Origin of the sequence: Microcoleus sp. PH2017_12_PCY_D_A, from assembly GCF_020738565.1 — a bacterium.
In the GTDB taxonomy this organism is placed as follows: Bacteria; Cyanobacteriota; Cyanobacteriia; order Cyanobacteriales; family Microcoleaceae; genus Microcoleus.
The window spans coordinates 14,651-31,543 of the sequence record NZ_JAEQCI010000092.1; the positions used below are offsets into that span (position 1 = coordinate 14,651).

Below are 16,893 nucleotides of genomic sequence, written 5' to 3' on the forward strand. Positions count from 1 at the left end.
TTGACTAATCTCCCAGACAAATTCCCAAACCGCGGGCCGTTTTAACCAGAGTACCGTCGAAGTCTACAGGTCTGTATTTGGAAATCGCATCTTCCAGCGGAACACTCACAACTTCCCGCTGCTGCCAAGATACCATGCAGTCAAATTTCTCTTGGGCAACTAAATCAACTGCTGCGACACCAAAAGCCGAAGCAATTAATCTTTCTAGCGGAGAAGGCATTCCCCCGCGCTGAGTGTGTCCCAAAACTGTGACGCGAGTTTCTGCACCGCTACAATCAGAAATTGTATCAGCTAAATACTGACCAATTCCGCCTAATCGACTTTGGCCTAAGCGATTTGTGTGCATTACTAACTCGCCTGCTTCTGTCCGCACAGCCTCCGCTACGATAATTAAACAGTAGTTTTTTGAGCGTTGTTGGCGTTCTTGAATTTTCGCGCAGATTTCGGAAATTTTGTAAGGAATTTCGGGAATCAGAATGATATCAGCACCGCCAGCAATTCCGGCACTGATCGCAATATGTCCGGCATCGCGTCCCATGACTTCCACAATCATCACGCGGCTGTGACTTGCCGCAGTAAAATGCAAGCGATCGAGCGCTTCTGTGGCAATATTGACAGCAGTATCAAAACCGATCGAACGCTCGGTAATACCGACATCATTATCAATAGTTTTAGGAATAGCAACTAAATTCAAATTGCCTTGTTGGGCAATCTTCCTGAGAATGGCGAGACTGCCGTCGCCACCAATGCCAATTAAGGCATCCAAACCTAGTTTGTGATAGCCTTCGATAATATCCTCAGAGCGATCGCGCAAACTGCCATCAGGCATCGGGAAAGCAAAAGGGTTGCCCTCATTTGTAGTCCCTAGCATCGTACCGCCAATAGTCAGCCAGGAGTCTACTTTCTCCACATTCAAGGCAATTGCTTCGGGAGGGCGACTCATCAATCCTTTGGTGGCTTGACGAATGCCCATCACTTTCCAATTGTAAGTTTCCGTGGCGCGGTAAACAACGGCTCGAATCACTGCATTTAATCCTGCACAGTCACCCCCGCTGGTGAGAATGCCGATACGTTTTTGTTCTCCCATAATTAAGCCAGACTTTTGTTCCTCAGAACATGGTTGATATTTTTAGATCCCGATTCGTTCAATCCTGATTTTCGACGTAAGTAGTTACCAATAAACTTTACTCTGTAACAAAATATAAAGCTATGATAAGCTTTGTAATTGCTTCGTTTCACTTTGTTTCACTGGCTGTTTGACTACTTATGTATTTTCAAGCTTCAGCGACCTAATTGAGCAGCTAATCTCTGACACTAAATCCGAGTTACCCACCCCTTTTATGATTCGGCGGTTAAAACCGCTTCTATACAAACGAAGCCCGCCTCCGCAGGCTAGGAAATAAAGGGGATATTTAGCCAGAATTTGGTATGACACGCTCCACAAGTTCGATCGGCTAACTTTGGTAGCGTCCCAAATCACCGTCTCAAATACAACATAAATTTTACTTGGGATTGAGGCGTTTAGAAACTTGGTTGATGATACCGCTGAGAATTGCACCGCCCATCAGAATACCGAGGGCGGGATTAAATACGGGCTGCCAAAGACTGTACCACAAATCGAAACCGAGATTCACGCCAGTCGATCGCCCTGCAACGGCGATCGCAAACCACCCAAAAATAGCCAAGACGAAAAACACATCAGCTACTAGAATCAAGTTGATAAAGTTAAGAATTTTATCTTTCATGGTCGATGGTTCCTTTTGAGTGTATATGTGTCAACTTTTGGCAAGCGGTTGGTAACGGAGAGGGTCGATCGCTGCAACAGGCGATCGAATCAAGATAAAATATCATTGAATTGTTTTCGCATACTTGTGGTCAAAATATGGTTCGTTATACACTTCCTCAAAGCCCCGAAATTATTTTAACCGTCAAAGGGAAAGATTCAGCCAAAGCCCGCGAAGAAGCAATGGATCGGCTGATGCTGCTGATGGATGAAGGGAAGCTACCTACAGAGCTCGCAGAAGGATTTGGGCCCAAGCAGTTTGTTGAAGTTATCGAAGATGCTGCTGTGTCTGAAGGCGAGGACGCGATTACTGAAGCCGTGCAGGTTTTGAGCAATTTGGCAAGTCTCAAATTGAAAGTCATGGAATCCCGGGAAGAAGCGCTTAAAATCCGGGAGGCGATCGACATTTTGTTTACAGATGAGGCTGTGAGTGCCGAAGAAATTGGTCGCCTCAAAGACGGTTTCAAGGTTCTCAAAAACTTCGCTCAAGCTAACGTCCGCTATCGAGAAGCTAGGGGTAAAGCTGAAGAAGCGCGGGCTATTCTCGACGAAGCTTTGCAATCTGTAGAATCGGAAAAAAAGGCGCAGAAGTCGGCAAAATAACAGTACAGAGACACCAGTTTTTATAGGTAACAAAGAGTGTCCGTTCTCTCGCGATATGCAATGTCCAGTTAATTGACCGTAATAAAAATGGTTGGTAGTGAGGACTTTAGTCCTTCCTCATCAAAAGTATGAAGAAGGACTAAAGTCCTCACTACCAACCTGAAGGACTAAAGTCCTCACTACCAACCTGAAGGACTAAAGTCCTCACTACCAACCTGAAGGACTAAAGTCCTCACTACCAACCTGATAACGGTTATTTTACCGGATATAAGATAAATCATATCGACCTTATTAAAATCAGGATAAAAATTATGAGCGAACAACAAACAGGAATTCTCAGAAACTCAATGACAGGCAGCTTGGTGCTGGCAAAAAAGTTAGGCTTTGAACCCAAAACTGTGATAGATGTCGGCGCAGCTTTGGGAACATTTAACCTTTACGAAACTTTCCCCAATGCGCGACATTTGCTCATTGAACCCATCGCCGAAAATGAACCTTACCTCGCCAAAATTTGCCGCAAGCTCAAAAGTGCAGAATACATTATTGCTGCGGCGGCCAAAGAATCAGGAGTTTTAACTCTCAGCGTCAGTCCCGGGATGGTGCACTCTTCGATTTCAGAAAATCCCGTTACTGACAGCAGCAATCCTTATATGAGAAACATCCCAGCAATTACGCTGGATGGCATATGCAGGGAAAGAAATTTGCCAAGCCCGTATTTAATTAAAGTCGATGTAGATGGCAAAGAATTAGATGTTTTAGCGGGAGCAACTGAGATTTTGCAGCATACTGAATATGTAATTGTAGAAGTTACTTTGTTTGGTCAGATGTATGAAGTAATAAGTTTTATGAAGTCCCAAGGATTCGCAGCTTACGATATTGTTGATTTAGCTTATCGCCCGATTGATGCAGCTTTGTGGCAAATTGATATGGCTTTTGTTAAGGAATCGGGTCTCTTTAGAAAAGATAGCAGTTACGCGACTGGAGAGCAGGATATCGAAGCACTTAATTCGCATCTCAAAGCTTATCGGGAAGCTTTTATTAAACACATTGACACTCATTACAGCGACCCAGTAGAGCCGGAACTGCAGGTAACTCAAGCTGTTTTGGGCGAAGATTATGTCATCATTTAACTCAAGTTGCTTCCATCCGATCCCAAATCCGGGTCGCACTTCGCACGCTTATTTAATTAATCCTCAACATCTAAAAAACAGGTTTCCTAAATGCTGCTATTGTCGTCTATAAGCCAATACGGTTCACTTAAGAGAGATCCCCCCTAACCCCCCTTCGATGCGGGGGGGACAAGAAGCTCTTAAAGTCCCCCTACAACCAGGGGGATGCGAGGGGGATCTCCGGGGAATAAATAGTGTTAAGTAAACCGTATTGGTCTATAAGCCAATTGTGAACCGTTGAGTTGCTGGCGGTCGAAGCTGTCAACCATCAACCAATGGAGGCTCTCAATTCTAGTTCTTTAGCCCAAGGTATTGCTGCCAAAATATAGTAGATGTCATTTCCTTTGAAGCACTTTTCCACTGTGTACTTACGGATGACCATTCATTACTACCTTCAGCAGCAACTTTAAACCACCTAGTCAAAAGGTTAGTACCAGCTAATTTATCTACCTCATTTTGGTTATTATAGCTTTTACTAAGCTTGATAATGCTCATGTGAAAGGTTTCTGGGTCACAGTTTTTGATAAAATCTGGGCCTTTTAGATAGTCTTCAAAAGCTTTTACAACCATCTCTACATGATTATAATCAAATTTTGCTAAAGCCTGAAGTATTACTTTTGTCAAATGCTGAACTGCATCCATATATTCTGGAGAATAATGGATGGAATAAGCTATTAAATCATTGCGGATATAATAATAATTTTCCCAATTTACATTTTTGGCAGAAGCTGGTTGATGCCACACCGCCATTGATGGAAAAGCTACAATGTTATTGCCCAACTCTTTTATTCTTAAACCAAACTCTACATCATCTATTTTGATAAATAAAGGCAGCGGTAATTTAGTTTGTTCAACAAGTTCCTTAGAAAAAGAGAAAAACCAAAATCCGCCATAGTCTACATCTTCTTCCTTGAGTAACCTGTTGAGAGAATTAGAATCTCGTAAATCGATATTATAATTTAAAGCAATTAATGCCCCAGGCCCAAATCCTCTATTTTTAGAATAGGCGTTGTACGATGCTCCTGCTTCATACAACATATGCTTTTTTTCTAAATTTAGCAGTCCACCCGCTACAGCGAAATCAGAATTGGCGTATTCATACAAAGGAAATAATTTATAAATACATTCACTTTCTAACTCTATATCATCATCCATAAGCAAAAAATGAGAATATTTTTTTTCCTCTAAAGCTTCGACCAACCCTCTGGTAAAGCCCCCGCTTCCACCAGCATTTATATTAGGAACTAGCCTCTGTTTTGGCTTGCCGAAATCAGCTTCATCTAAAGTTCTACCATTATCAACAACGAATACTTTAAAGTCCTTGATTTCTAGTAATTCATCTTGAAAAATGGCAGTTAGTGTATTTTGTATGAATTCCTCTTTTTTAAAGGTGCAAATGACAATCCCCAAGGATGCTTCTCTAGTTTTACTTTCATCAGTTGCTATCCATGCCTCTTTAAATGCACCATGTTCACTAGAACAGGTTATTTCAAAATATATTCTACCCGCTTTTTTGCCTTGAAGGAGATTTATTGGTAAGATTTTTACAGGATCGGAGAATTGACATTTCTTAAAGCTCTCTTCAGAAATTATTTCTTTGTTTTTTTGTCCATCAAATTCTCGGCAAACAGAAATTTTAAAATCGCCTTCAAGTTTCAGCAAGTAGTAGATAGAGCTAAGAGTTGTATATTGAGTATAAAATCTCTCGTAAAACGAATTAAAGTAAGAATTTGAGGAGACAACACCACCCTGAGATAAAACAACTTTTTTGTCATCTTCCTGGTAGTTTATAGATGCAGATTCATTACACCGTATATATACATCCGAGGTTTCGGCTGATTTTGGGAGCTTAATTCCAGCTAATATGTTCATGTAATATGTACCTCTTGTTGTAGTAAACTTAGTTAGTAAACTTAGTTATTTTATTTGACTGATGTTAAAGAGTCTTAGCTTAAGAGTAATTTGTGGATAGGTTCTAGTACCTCCTCCTTTAGGCATAACTCCTATCACATTTATTTAAGTCGTGGATAAAGGGATTGATGTCGCATGAAAGCCTCTTCTAAGCTTGGATCAACTGATTGGGGAGTGGCCGCAAGCGTTGGTGCGGCTGTTAGTTTGAGCGTGTCATTAGCATCTGCGTATACGCCTATTCCGATACCCGCTAATAGAGCAGCACCACGCGCGGAAGCCGCAGCAACTGTAGTTGCATAGAGGGGTATTCTCAATACATCACTCAGTAATTGTTTCCAAGGCTTTTCTGCGGTTCCACCGCCTGCTAAACGCACTTCTGTGGCCTTAAAACCTGTAGCCTCAAGTGCCTCAAAACCTTGTCGCAAGGCAAAAGCAACTCCCTCTAAAGCGGCCCGCATCAGGTGCGCCTGCGTGTGATGAAGTCCAAGCCCCACCCATGCCCCGCGTATATTCGGATCGAGGTGTGGAGTGCGCTCACCTGTGAGGTATGGCAAAAATGTTAACCCTTCACATCCTGGGGCAACAGAAAACGCTTTAGTATAGACTTGCTGCCAATCTAAGCCGAGGATACCTCGCACCCACTCAAGCGCTAACCCGGCATTTTGCATTGCTGCAAGGCTGTACCACCCGTTAGGTACGGCGGCTCGATAGAGATGCGTGCGATCGTGACGATCGATAATTGGTTGCGATCGAGGTGTAATGATTTGAGCGCCCGTGCCGATCGTTAGTTGAACCAAACCAGGCTCTAGTAGTCCGTTACCAAGCGCTGCCGCTGCGGTATCCGCAGCACCAGCGATAACGGGTAAACCAACTCTCAAGCCAAGATGCTCTGAAGCAACAGTTGTTAGATAGCCTGCGATCGCACTAGAGGGGATAATTTTCGGCAACCAATCGCAACGTAGATTCAGCGCCCCGATTGCATCCCCAGCCCAGTTGTCCGACACAACATCGTAAAGCAAAGTACCGCTAGCATCAGATGGTTCGGTTGCAACTTCCCCAGTCATCCGCAAGCGCAGCCAATCTTTTGGCTGAAGTGCCCAACGCGCTTCGGTGCAGACAGCAGCCTCGTGTTCTCGCAGCCACAACAAAGTTGGACCCGCCATGCCCGCTGTGATTGGGTTGCCCGATCGCTCTAGAATAGCGGCATCGAGCGAATGATAAGCGCTAAGCTCGGCAAAGGAGCGAGTATCTGCCCACAGGATAGCAGGGCGCAGGGGCTGACCCGACTCCGAAGCTAGGACAACACCGTGCATTTGTCCTGAAAGTGCGATCGCCTGTACTCGATCGGCGCGATTTCCCACTGCCTTCCTAACAGCCTCGCCAACAGCTAACCACCAATCCCCTGGCTCAGACTCAGCCCATCCGGGGTAAGGCGCACGAACAGGATAGGAGCTTGACGCCTCACCTATAGTAGTTCCGTCTGTCGCAAGGAGCAATGCCTTAGCAGAGCCTGTTCCTAAATCAATGCCAAGCAGCATTACAGCAATCCTCAAATACTTATAAGTTAAGAATCCAAAATTAGATTTGTTGCGGGAGTCAAGCTAAAAATCGCTTCTGAAGTTGCTCGTGCCATTACTGTGGCTGCGAGAATCGGACGAGCGTTTCTTTAGCACCAAACTCATGCAAACTGCTCAACTTCTCAGCAACAGTCTCGACGAAACGTGGCGACTGTACTAAATCTCCAAAAATTTCAGATATGCTGAGTAATGGTCTGGGATCTGTTTTACCCGATCGGGCTTGTTGAGTGAGGATATCGGCTAATGGGTCATCAATGGGGATAGGACGGTTCTGGTCGTCACAACCATTGAGATAGTGACACCAAGCTGCGATCGTCAAACTTAGGTAATCGATCGCACCTCCAAGTTGTAATTTATCGCGCAACGATCCCAAAACAAACTTAGGAATTTTGGCCGAGCCATTCAGGCACAAGCGCGGAAGCAGATCGCGAATTTTAGGATTATAAAACCGTTCAATTAAAGTCTTTTTATAATCGTCTAAATCAATCCCAGGAATGGGTTGGAGCGTGGGTGTCACCTCGTCCATCAACTTAGCGACTGCTTGCTCAAACAAGGGATCGGCCATGACTTCATAAACGTAGGTATAACCTGCCAGAGAACCGAGATAGCCAATCAGCATATGACTGGCGTTGAGCAGCCGAATTTTCATCATCTCGTAGGGAAGAACATCGTTAGTCATCTGTACGCCAACGGATTCCCAATCGGGTCTGCCTGCACAAAATCTATCTTCAATTACCCACTGGATGAAAGGCTCGGCGACGCATGGAAACGCATCATCAATACCAAACTGTTGGGCCACCATTTTGATATCTTGTGGCGTTGTCAGCGGAGTAATGCGATCGACCATGCAGTTGGGAAACGCAACGTGTTCAGCAATCCAACTTCCTAACTCTCGATCGCGCATTTCGGCAAATGTTGTTAGCATTTTCCGCACCATGTTGCCGTTGCCCTGGATATTGTCGCAGGACAAGACTGTAAAGGGTGCCAACCCCTGTTTGCGTCGTTTTTCGAGTGCGGCTGTCAAAAAACCGTAGGTCCCAAGTGGTTGGTCGGGATGTTGCAAATCGTGCTGCATCGTCGGGTGGTTGACATCGAAATTGCCACTTCCTTCAATGTAGTAGTAGCCGCTTTCAGTGATGGTTAGAGTAACAATTCGGCATTCGGGACTTGCCATTGCTTCGATGACTGCTTGACGATTGTCTGGTGCAAACAAATATCGAGCGATCGAACCGATGATTCGAGCGCGATCGCCTTCTAGCGATCGCTCAACTAAAGTATACAAACAATCTTGGGACAGCAGCGCATCCCGCATTCGCCTGTCAAATTCATTGTCCAGCAATCCAACACCACAGATTCCCCAGTCACTACCAGGATGCTGATGGAAATAATCATCGAGATAGAGCGCTTGGTGCGATCGATGAAATCCACCAACCCCAATATGCACAATTCCATTACTGATTTGATGGCGATCGTACTTGGGTACGCGCACATTTCCAGGTAAACGAGACAGGGATGCTTCATTCAGCTTGATTGTTGAGCCTGTGTTGGTATTGCTGTTCATCTAATTTGTGTTAAAGCGAGTGTTGACATCAAAGGCTCCTATCAATGTGTATTTTTAAACTGGGGTTGCTGACAATATCCCGAAATACCAATTTAATGGGTCGTTGCACATATCTCGATCCCCCTCGCATCCCCCTGGTGGGAGGGGGACGAAAGAGAAGAATCTTGTCCCCCCCTTAATAAGGGGAGTAGGGGTTGACTGTCGATCGGAATCTTGTCCCCCCCTTATTAAGGGGGGTTAGGGGGGATCAGATTCGGGAGCAGCTTCATAAAAAATTGGTATAAGATCGTCCATCCGCTCAATAACTTGCTCGGCACCAGCCGACTCAAGAGCATCTGCACGGCTTTTTCGTTCATCCTCGCTGATGTGAGTTCCCCCTACATAACCGATAATCTGCCCAATTCCAGCGGCAACGGCAGCTTTTACCCCACTGATAGAATCTTCAACTGCCACGCAATCCGAAACTTCTGCGTCCAGACACTTCGCGGTATATAAGTAGATGTCAGGAAGCGGCTTGGGCCGCGGAACGGGGAGAGAGTCGTGAGCGCTAAATATGCGATCGCTGGGGAAATAGTCGGTCAAGGCCGCTGCACCAAGGCAAGCACTCAGCCGCTGCAAGCTGCTGTTACTTACAAGTGCATATTCAAATCCGTCATCGCGCAAGTAAGACAGCACTTGAGGCGTTCCTGAAGTCGCTTTTGCCTTTACTTTCAATTGTTCAATTGCTCTGTTTTCTTCTTCAGTCACTAACCGATCGATATCGCGCTCATTAAGAGTGGTTGATGAATCTGCGTAGATATTCTTGAGTATTTCCCTGTAAGGTTTCCCGGCGAAGCTTTTAACAAAATCCTCAAGCTCGTAGTGTGGAGCGCCAGGGAACTCGATCGCCACTTCATTTGTCAGCCTCCACGCGCTCTCAAGTGCGATGATTTCACTATCAACGACAGTTCCATCATGATCGAAAAGCACCACCTTTTCATGCTGAAACGGTTTCATTCAAAAGACCTCCCTCACTGTAATTTTTAAGCGCAGTCAATAGTCCGTGGATCTGGATATCTCGCAAAGCTTGGTGGCATTCATTATCTACGATCTCTGTGTGTTCGCAATTCTCCAATCCCAGAATCCCGCTAATTACCGCGCCTTCTTGAATCGCTGTAATTGCGCTTTGGGTATCCTTGGCATGATAGGGCGCGCCCGACTCGCTCGCCCCCTCTCTGACTGCAAGCAGCCACGCCGCAACGGGAAGTACAATCCGCTTCATGCTCACATTTCGGCTGTAAGCATCCTGAAGTATCGGAAATATATACTTGCCTACTTTCCTGGTTGTTTCTGAAGAGATTCTCTCAGTAGTATCGGGAAGATCCTCGTTACTGAGCCTTAGTAACACCTGTTCCATATATTGTTCGCACATCTGGCGGGGCACTGGTGTTGCTGCTGCGATATCGTCCATGAGAAGCCGAGCAAACAACTGGAATTCCGGTAGCGCGATCGCCTCGTGCATATACTCTATACCTGCTCTTACAGCTAAACAGGCTATGAACGAGTGTACTGCATTCAAGAATCTCGACTTCATATACAGGAAGGGAGTGATGTCTTTGGTCATTATGACCCCCGTATCTTCCCACCCCGGTCGATCGCCTGTAAAGTTGTCTTCCACGACAAACTGCCAAAATGGTTCGGTAACAATGGGATCGCGATCGCGAACTTGCAACAGTCGGCTGGGGTATTTACAGTCAGATTCTTGCTCCCCTGGCACAATCCTATCTACAACCGTATTAGGAAACGCCGCGTTATCCCTGATGTATTCTGCAAGTTGAGGATCGATCGAGTCAGCGTAAGCTAGCACTGCTTTTCGCAGGATCTCCCCGTTTCTTGGCAGGTTGTCGCAAGAAAGGGTGGTGAAGGGGGTCATGTTGCGATCGCGCCGCCGGCGTAGCGCCTCTACGATAAAGCCAATTGCAGTTGTTGGAGTCGAAGGATTTTGCCGATCGTGCGCGATGTCTTCATTCGCTGTGTCGAGATTAAAACTCTTGTCTAGATGGTAGCCGGATTGAGTAATAGTAAGAGTCACCAGATGCACAGAGGGAGACGCCATCTTTTCAAGCACATACTCGCACTTCTCTCTACCATCGACAATTTCCCTGATAGAACCTATAACTTCCGCTTCCTCACGATTTTGAGCGCAACTAGAGTGTTTGGTCAAAGTGTAAAGGAATCTCTGCGGTTTCAACCTAGTAATAGTGCGTTGGCTCTTGAGGCTAACCCCACAAATCCCCCATCTCTGCTCTTGAGACCCCTTCTGTGCAAGATAGTTATGTATGATGTAGGCGAGGTGGCCCCGAAAAAAACGACCAGGCCCGAAATGCACGATACCAGTCTTAACCGCCCTCCTGTCGTAAGGAGATTCTTGTCTCCACAAACCAGTTACAGTACCGAAGCGAGAACTTGAAACACTGGGCGATCTGAGTAAGTTAACCATGAGAATTCTTAGATAAGTGGACGATCGGGTAAAAAAGAGCCCGTCAGTCTGGGTATAGCCCATGACCTACAAGCAGGACAAATATCTTAAAGTGGGAAAATTTTAGGCATACTCTGTGGCATCTACAAGGAAAGGTTTAGCCACAGGGTAATTATGGTCTGACAGGTAGAACAGAGACAGAAGAAATCTGGTAAACTTAATTAATTAAGTATCAAATATCAAGCAGTCATTAACCTGAAGTAAGGCAAAAGAATACGCCACATACTGCCACTTTGTTGAGCTTGGGCAAGTGCGTAAGTCGAATCTCTGTCCTATAAGGCAATACGGTTCACTTAAGATCGATCCCCCTAACCCCCCTTAATAAGGGGGAATAAGAAAGCTCTTAAAGTCCCCCGACAATCAGGGGGATGCGAGGGGGATCTCCGGGGCATAAATAGTCTTAAGTAAACCGTATTGTCCTATAAGGCGCAAACAGACTGCTTTTAAATTCGACCTTGAGATTCCCCAATAACTCTGTACACTTTGTATGTTATTTACCTTGGTCGCTGCTCTCCTCCGTCTTAAGGAGAATCTACAAACAATTCTTTAGAGGTATTTATAACAACAATCAAGTGTATACTTCACTACAAGCATTTAAGCTAGAGTTTGGTGTTGTAGCTTCAAAAAAACAACGCTTGCTTTGACAATTCCTGTATGTAGCTGATAGCTGATACAGTTACTACCCCTGATTCCTGACAGAGCACAAGCAGGGGCTTTCAATTCCCTGTTAGTTAAGTTAGGATCGCGAATTAAATAACTTACAATTTTAATTGTTATTGTGGAATGGGCGTCCCGCCCGTCCTTTTTGGACGCCCATTCCACTTTCAAGAGTGGAAGTTATACCAATTAAAAAAAAAGAATGCAACAGTATTCTTCCCCCGCAATACAGCGGGGGGGCTAGGGGGGGTCGAAGAGTGTTGCACGATTTTAGAAAAATGGTATTATTTAATTCTCATTCCTTAGAGCGATCCGTAGATGTTGCCCGCGCGGAAGAGTTATCTTGCCAGAGACGAACGCTTGGTTCACTTGAATATTTACGGCGCACAATTGAGGCGCATCAAGAGTGAACTCGCTCTACTTTGTTGAGGTATAAGCTGACGGAAACAGCTTATATAAAATTGGCATGACGACTCGACTAATTGAGGAACGGATAGCCGAAGTGCAGCGGGATGTGAGAGCGCATTACTCTGATGTTGCCGTCAACTTGCTGGGATTGTGGGAACACCGAGGGAATGTGGAACTGTACTTCAAACACCGCTACAAAGCGTTTAATTATCGCATCGAGAAACTGACGGAGTATTTCCTGTTTCCTTGCGGTCAAGCGCACCCTGCGGGATTTGTTTGAAATGGAAGCAAAAGTGCTGAGTAATGTTGAGATAGAATTAGTTGGCTCCATCGCTGCTACCTCGATCTGTAGCTTTTTCTGCTGCTTCCCGTGCCGGCGTAACTGCTTCCCCCACGTTATTTTTTACCGATTCTATAAATCTTTTGGTACTGGGGGCAATGGGTTGGTTGAGATTCAGCTTTTCTGTGATATTGCCAACTACACCCTTCGCATCCTTCTCTATCTCGCTTGTTGGCTGCCGATCGGGAAGGGGAATTTCGTAAGACTTAGTTTCAGGGGTTGGTGTAGCGATCGCTTGCATTTTGTTGCCCGACAATTGTAATTCTGAGCTAAACAGGAGCGCTGTAGCTACAGCAAAGATTATTCCTAGTCGCAGGCAAATTGTAACTAAACGCGAGGTAAACTTTTTCATTGAAAAACTCTGTTTTTTCTGTAACGACTGTAATACAGAATAATTGCTGTTGTTGGTTGACCAATCTATCTAAAGATAGGACTTGGGGCCAATTTATGGTGTTAGCCCGGTTCCCAAATCAACCTCAACAAAAAAGTTTTGGGCGCTGCGGCGCAACAGGCGACCGAGCGCAACTAGGAACTCAATAAAGGTACATTTACTACTTCCCCTGACACTTCTCCTACCTGCACTTTTAGTTTTTCGCCGCCTGCTTTGGTGCGGATGTAAGCAAGACCAAAAAAGCCGGATTCGGTTTCTGTAAAACTGGTGATTTTGCCGACTTTTTCCTCTTTGATTGTGATGACTGTTCCGGGTTCAACGGCGCCGCTCAACTGCAGGCCCCAAAGTTGCTGTTTGACTCCTTGGTAGGTGTTCAATCTGGCAATTGTTTCTTGGCCGATGTAGCAGCCTTTGTCGTAGGTAATTGTGTGTAAAAGGCGGGCTTCTAGGGGGTTGTAATCGTCTGTGAGTTCAAAATCTGTGGCGGGGCGGCCTTGTTGGATTCGCAGTTGTTCCCACACGCGATCGCCCATGGGTACAGCCCCAGCTTTGACTAATTCATTCCACAAGCGGGCTGCATCGCTAGCTGCTGCAATTAAGGTGTATCCAGGTGTTGCTAAACCGCTACCAACCGCAAGTCGAACCTCCTCTTCATCCCCGGAAAGAGGGGGGGTTTTTATCAATTTGTGAGTGGCGTAGGATTGATTTTCAACTTCGGTAACTCCGAGTTTTTCTAGTAGTTGAGTGCTTTCGGGCCCGAGAAGACTGAAAGCAACGGTTGTATCGGTTAAATCTGTTAATTCTACGCGATCCATTGGGAAAATGTAGCGATCGAGCAATTCGAGCAATTGACGGCGGCGGTTGGCTGAAACTAGCAGTATGACAGCATCTTCTGTAGCATAGGCGGTGGCGAGGTCGATCGTCCGCGCGGTAGAAGTTACGAAAACGGTGTCGCAACCTTGACCGGGTTTGAGTATGTTAAAGTTGTTGGTACTTTGATTGTGCAGGAACCGCAGGCGATCGCTCCCTGAGATTTGAATGCGTCCCCAGTGAGTGCGATCGTACAAAGCCGCACCTTGTTTAGTTGCTGCGATGGCGGCGCCGTCGTTACCAAAACTGATAGGGACTGTTTCTGTGGTTGCTAATTCTGCAAAAGTAGCGCCGGCTGCGGCTTGAATGTCGTGCAATTCTTGAATTAGCATAGGATTTTAGATTTAAGATTTGAGCGTGTATTGAATCATTTATGCTTAGTTTGAGTTCGCGATCGCACTCGCGGGCCCTAGAAACCGGGTTTTTTACAGAATCTCCGCACTGTAGCCAAGTATTCTCGTAAAAAAACCCGGTTTCTGACTACCCATGACTGCTGTCAACTGTCAACTGTCAACTGTCAACTGTCAACTGTCAACTGTCAACTGTCAACTGTCAACTGACTCAAATTAGCAAAGACTTCTTGTATTAATTGACTGGCTTTGGCATCAAGACGATTCCAGTCTACATCGCCAGTGTCATCATCAATCAAAAGAGTGTCAATTACAACTTCCTGACTTTGCGTTGGAGTGTGGGCCCGCTGGTAGTTGACAAAGCAGACTCGATAGCAAAGTTCCCAAATATCGACGGATCTTTGCTCGCCTTGATGCTCTAAAATTAGTTGATAGCCGGGAATTGGAAACTGCACTTCTTGGTAAGTTCCTGTCCAGACTGACTCCTCTAGTTGTTTGCGGATGTTGTCGAGCACTCGGATCATGGCCGGCTGCATGAGCAGTTCAGCTTGTTTCCAGGCGATCGGGCTAGTTATTTTAGGCTTCATATAGACGATGTTAAAAAGGAAAATCAATCAATGAATTAATTTTCCAGCATTTGGCACCTACTTGTGGGACATCCGCCACAAAATGTTAAATTTAGCCGCAATTTAGGACGCGCTTGCCAAACAAACCGACTTGGGCGCGATCGATATTGAGCTCGACAGCGAGACACTTACGAAGCAACCGAATTTCTGCCCCTGTGCGCGTGACTTCCACAGAGAAACCCGGTTTCTTCGATCGATCTGGGCTTGAGCCAAGATAATCTATAAAGAAACCGGGTTTCTAGCTCCGCAGGTAAGTCGGAAATTGACTTTTAGGATGGGCGATGTAGGATTTGAATTACTCCCCCTCACTTAATTAACGAGTTTACGTCATTTCAGCCCATAAACTACTCATCTTGTAAAGACTTGTTTCCGTACCTGAGTGGAAACCGAGTGCCTTGCGGTAAGCTGTACACAATAAGCAGACTCAACATTATGAGTCAAGTGAGTGGAATATGAGTGGAAAACCAAAATCAGTCACAGTAAGCACCTCAACCGATTACCTGATTGGCTACGAGCGGATTCTGGATTACCTGAAGGATGCCCAGAAAGAATGCCCCAAAGGGGTAGGGTTAAAAAAAGAGAGCCGTGCCAAAGGCTCCTATGTACAGTTGCAATTCAAGCTAGGTGACAAGCGGGTTATCAAGTCCTGTGGGTGCAATCTGACGATGGAGGGTATCACTGATGCCCTAAAGAAGGCACACCTAGTCGCTACCGCATTAGAATCGCTTTCTAGTGAGACAGAGTTTTTAAGGTGGTACGACGATGTAATCCTCGAAAAGAACGTTGTCAAAAACGACCTAGTAACGTTTGGTGAGGCGATCGCAAAAGTAGAAGCCGGATACTGGGACGGGTACACTAAAAAGCGTCAGAAGCGAGACAGGGATAGCGCGTCCGCCCAGAATACTTGGCGTCACGTCTATGGGATTTTTTACAAGCTATTGCCACAAGATACAATCGTGAACTTCACCGACATAATGACAGCAGTCAACAGCAAGGAAAAAGGTAGCAAGTCTTACAAGTCTTGTCTGTCTGTGATGAAAAAACTAGCTGAAACCGTTGGCGACACTCGATTGTACGAAGAGTTGAATAAGATTGATGGCAAGCAAACCATTTATCGCGATGACTTGCAATCTGTATCAATAGACGATTTCTTACAACTACGCAAGGATGTGATAGATATCCCCGCCAATGACAAGCGATATCACTTGGAGTCGCGCAAGCAATAGCTGTGGGTGTTCTCAATGCAGATAGTGTACGGATTGCGGGTTCACGAAGTGTTTGCCGTCCAGAACATTGACAAACCTTTTAAAACCAAGGATGGCGTTATTATCCCAGCATTGAATGACCCCAAAAACACAAAAATGATTGCCGTAGTAGGCGACAAGACATTGTTGGATACTACGACCAAAACAGGCTACCGCTTGACGGTTCCGATGCTCCCCCCTACTCACCCTGATTTAATAGAGCAGTTAGAGATTAAGGCAGGTACACCCCCGCAACTTAAGGTTGTTTCAACCGATCCAGCGGTAATAGTTGAAAAATTTTCCCACTCGGCGGGCTTACGCTTAAGGGCGTGGGGCAAGTTCACCCAGACCCACTCGTTGCGTCACCTAGCTAATCTTAATGGCATGATGGGCGGGGTAAGTCTTGAGACTCGCGCTATGAGCTTAGGTCACAGCCCAACAATGAATGATACGGTTTACAAAAAGCGTCAAACCACCAAGACCACCATTGACTTGCTTACCAAATCAGATAGTCAAGCTATCCCGTTAAATTCCGCTATTAAGGTGCTTAAGCAGATGGGTAGCACACAAGACTTGATTGCTTATACGGCGGCTGTCTACAATGTCAGTCCTGACAGGATTGTCGAACTATTGACCGACATCTAGCCCGCCTTAACCACCCTACCCCCTCTAACCAGGGGGTATTTTTTGTCCATTTTCCCTCTGTCCTCTTATTTCCTAAAGTAAGCCCCTACTTTAGCTCCCTACTCTCTACACCTAACCCGCCCTAGCCCGGCGGGTTTTTATATAGTTCGATTGAAGCCATCGCTCAATAAAAAAAACCGGGAATTACCCCGGCAATCCACCCTTACAGAACGTCAACAACCAAACTTTTATTAGCTGGCA

At 45.6% G+C, this 16,893-nt stretch carries 15 protein-coding genes; 5 read left to right on the top strand and 10 right to left on the bottom strand.

The genetic code is table 11. The features are described from left to right. Positions 1-4 precede the first annotated feature (4 nt). Together JGK39_RS24070 and JGK39_RS24075 are read right to left on the bottom strand one after the other, a co-directional pair. Positions 5-1,087, bottom strand: coding sequence for an ATP-dependent 6-phosphofructokinase (locus tag JGK39_RS24070; protein WP_293258667.1), 1,083 nt, complete (start codon positions 1,085-1,087; stop codon positions 5-7). A gap of 415 nt (positions 1,088-1,502) precedes the next feature. After that, a complete protein-coding gene (locus JGK39_RS24075; protein WP_293258669.1) occupies positions 1,503-1,745 on the bottom strand; it encodes a hypothetical protein in 243 nt (80 codons plus the stop codon). A gap of 137 nt (positions 1,746-1,882) precedes the next feature. Here JGK39_RS24075 and JGK39_RS24080 point away from each other — a divergent pair, with 137 nt between their 5' ends. Both JGK39_RS24080 and JGK39_RS24085 read left to right on the top strand, forming a co-directional pair. Then, positions 1,883-2,386, top strand: a complete 504-nt coding sequence (locus tag JGK39_RS24080; RefSeq protein ID WP_293258671.1) for a hypothetical protein — start codon at positions 1,883-1,885, stop codon at positions 2,384-2,386. 311 nt (positions 2,387-2,697) lie between these two features. Then, positions 2,698-3,516 (top strand): FkbM family methyltransferase, encoded by an 819-nt coding sequence (locus JGK39_RS24085; RefSeq protein ID WP_293258673.1) that lies wholly within the window; start codon positions 2,698-2,700, stop codon positions 3,514-3,516. A gap of 330 nt (positions 3,517-3,846) precedes the next feature. Here JGK39_RS24085 and JGK39_RS24090 read toward each other — a convergent pair whose 3' ends face one another. From JGK39_RS24090 to JGK39_RS24110, 5 genes are all read right to left on the bottom strand, one after another. Further along, positions 3,847-5,427 carry a glycosyltransferase gene (locus tag JGK39_RS24090; RefSeq protein ID WP_293297593.1) on the bottom strand — a complete coding sequence of 527 codons (1,581 nt, stop codon included), beginning with the start codon at positions 5,425-5,427 and terminating at the stop codon, positions 3,847-3,849. Positions 5,428-5,567: 140 nt separating this feature from the next. Continuing rightward, positions 5,568-7,004, bottom strand: a complete 1,437-nt coding sequence (gene xylB, locus JGK39_RS24095) for a xylulokinase (protein WP_293258677.1) — start codon at positions 7,002-7,004, stop codon at positions 5,568-5,570. 94 nt (positions 7,005-7,098) lie between these two features. After that, positions 7,099-8,604: a mannitol dehydrogenase family protein gene (locus JGK39_RS24100; protein ID WP_293258679.1), complete on the bottom strand. Its 1,506-nt coding sequence runs from the start codon at positions 8,602-8,604 to the stop codon at positions 7,099-7,101. 237 nt (positions 8,605-8,841) lie between these two features. Next, the gene (locus JGK39_RS24105) at positions 8,842-9,600 is read right to left on the bottom strand and encodes an HAD family phosphatase (protein ID WP_293258681.1); all 759 of its coding nucleotides are present in this window, start codon (positions 9,598-9,600) and stop codon (positions 8,842-8,844) included. Then, complete coding sequence (locus JGK39_RS24110; RefSeq protein WP_293297596.1) at positions 9,581-11,083, bottom strand: mannitol dehydrogenase family protein; 1,503 nt, start codon at positions 11,081-11,083, stop codon at positions 9,581-9,583. The genes JGK39_RS24105 and JGK39_RS24110 overlap by 20 nt, the downstream gene beginning before the upstream one ends. A gap of 1,162 nt (positions 11,084-12,245) precedes the next feature. Here JGK39_RS24110 and JGK39_RS24115 point away from each other — a divergent pair. Then, positions 12,246-12,467: a hypothetical protein gene (locus tag JGK39_RS24115; RefSeq protein WP_293258685.1), complete on the top strand. Its 222-nt coding sequence runs from the start codon at positions 12,246-12,248 to the stop codon at positions 12,465-12,467. Between the two features lie 37 nt (positions 12,468-12,504). Here the strand turns inward: JGK39_RS24115 and JGK39_RS24120 are convergent, their stop codons facing one another. The 3 genes from JGK39_RS24120 to JGK39_RS24130 all read right to left on the bottom strand — a co-directional run bounded on the left by JGK39_RS24120 (position 12,505) and on the right by JGK39_RS24130 (position 14,725). After that, positions 12,505-12,879 (bottom strand): hypothetical protein, encoded by a 375-nt coding sequence (locus JGK39_RS24120; protein ID WP_293258686.1) that lies wholly within the window; start codon positions 12,877-12,879, stop codon positions 12,505-12,507. A 173-nt stretch (positions 12,880-13,052) separates the two neighbouring features. Further along, positions 13,053-14,120: a folate-binding protein gene (locus JGK39_RS24125; protein WP_293297600.1), complete on the bottom strand. Its 1,068-nt coding sequence runs from the start codon at positions 14,118-14,120 to the stop codon at positions 13,053-13,055. Positions 14,121-14,326: 206 nt separating this feature from the next. Further along, complete coding sequence (locus tag JGK39_RS24130; RefSeq protein ID WP_293258690.1) at positions 14,327-14,725, bottom strand: hypothetical protein; 399 nt, start codon at positions 14,723-14,725, stop codon at positions 14,327-14,329. 491 nt (positions 14,726-15,216) lie between these two features. Here JGK39_RS24130 and JGK39_RS24135 point away from each other — a divergent pair, with 491 nt between their 5' ends. Continuing rightward, the gene (locus JGK39_RS24135; protein WP_293258692.1) at positions 15,217-15,990 is read left to right on the top strand and encodes a hypothetical protein; all 774 of its coding nucleotides are present in this window, start codon (positions 15,217-15,219) and stop codon (positions 15,988-15,990) included. Positions 15,991-16,038: 48 nt separating this feature from the next. Further along, positions 16,039-16,653, top strand: coding sequence for a hypothetical protein (locus JGK39_RS24140; protein ID WP_293297603.1), 615 nt, complete (start codon positions 16,039-16,041; stop codon positions 16,651-16,653). The last annotated feature ends 240 nt before the right edge of the window (positions 16,654-16,893 follow it).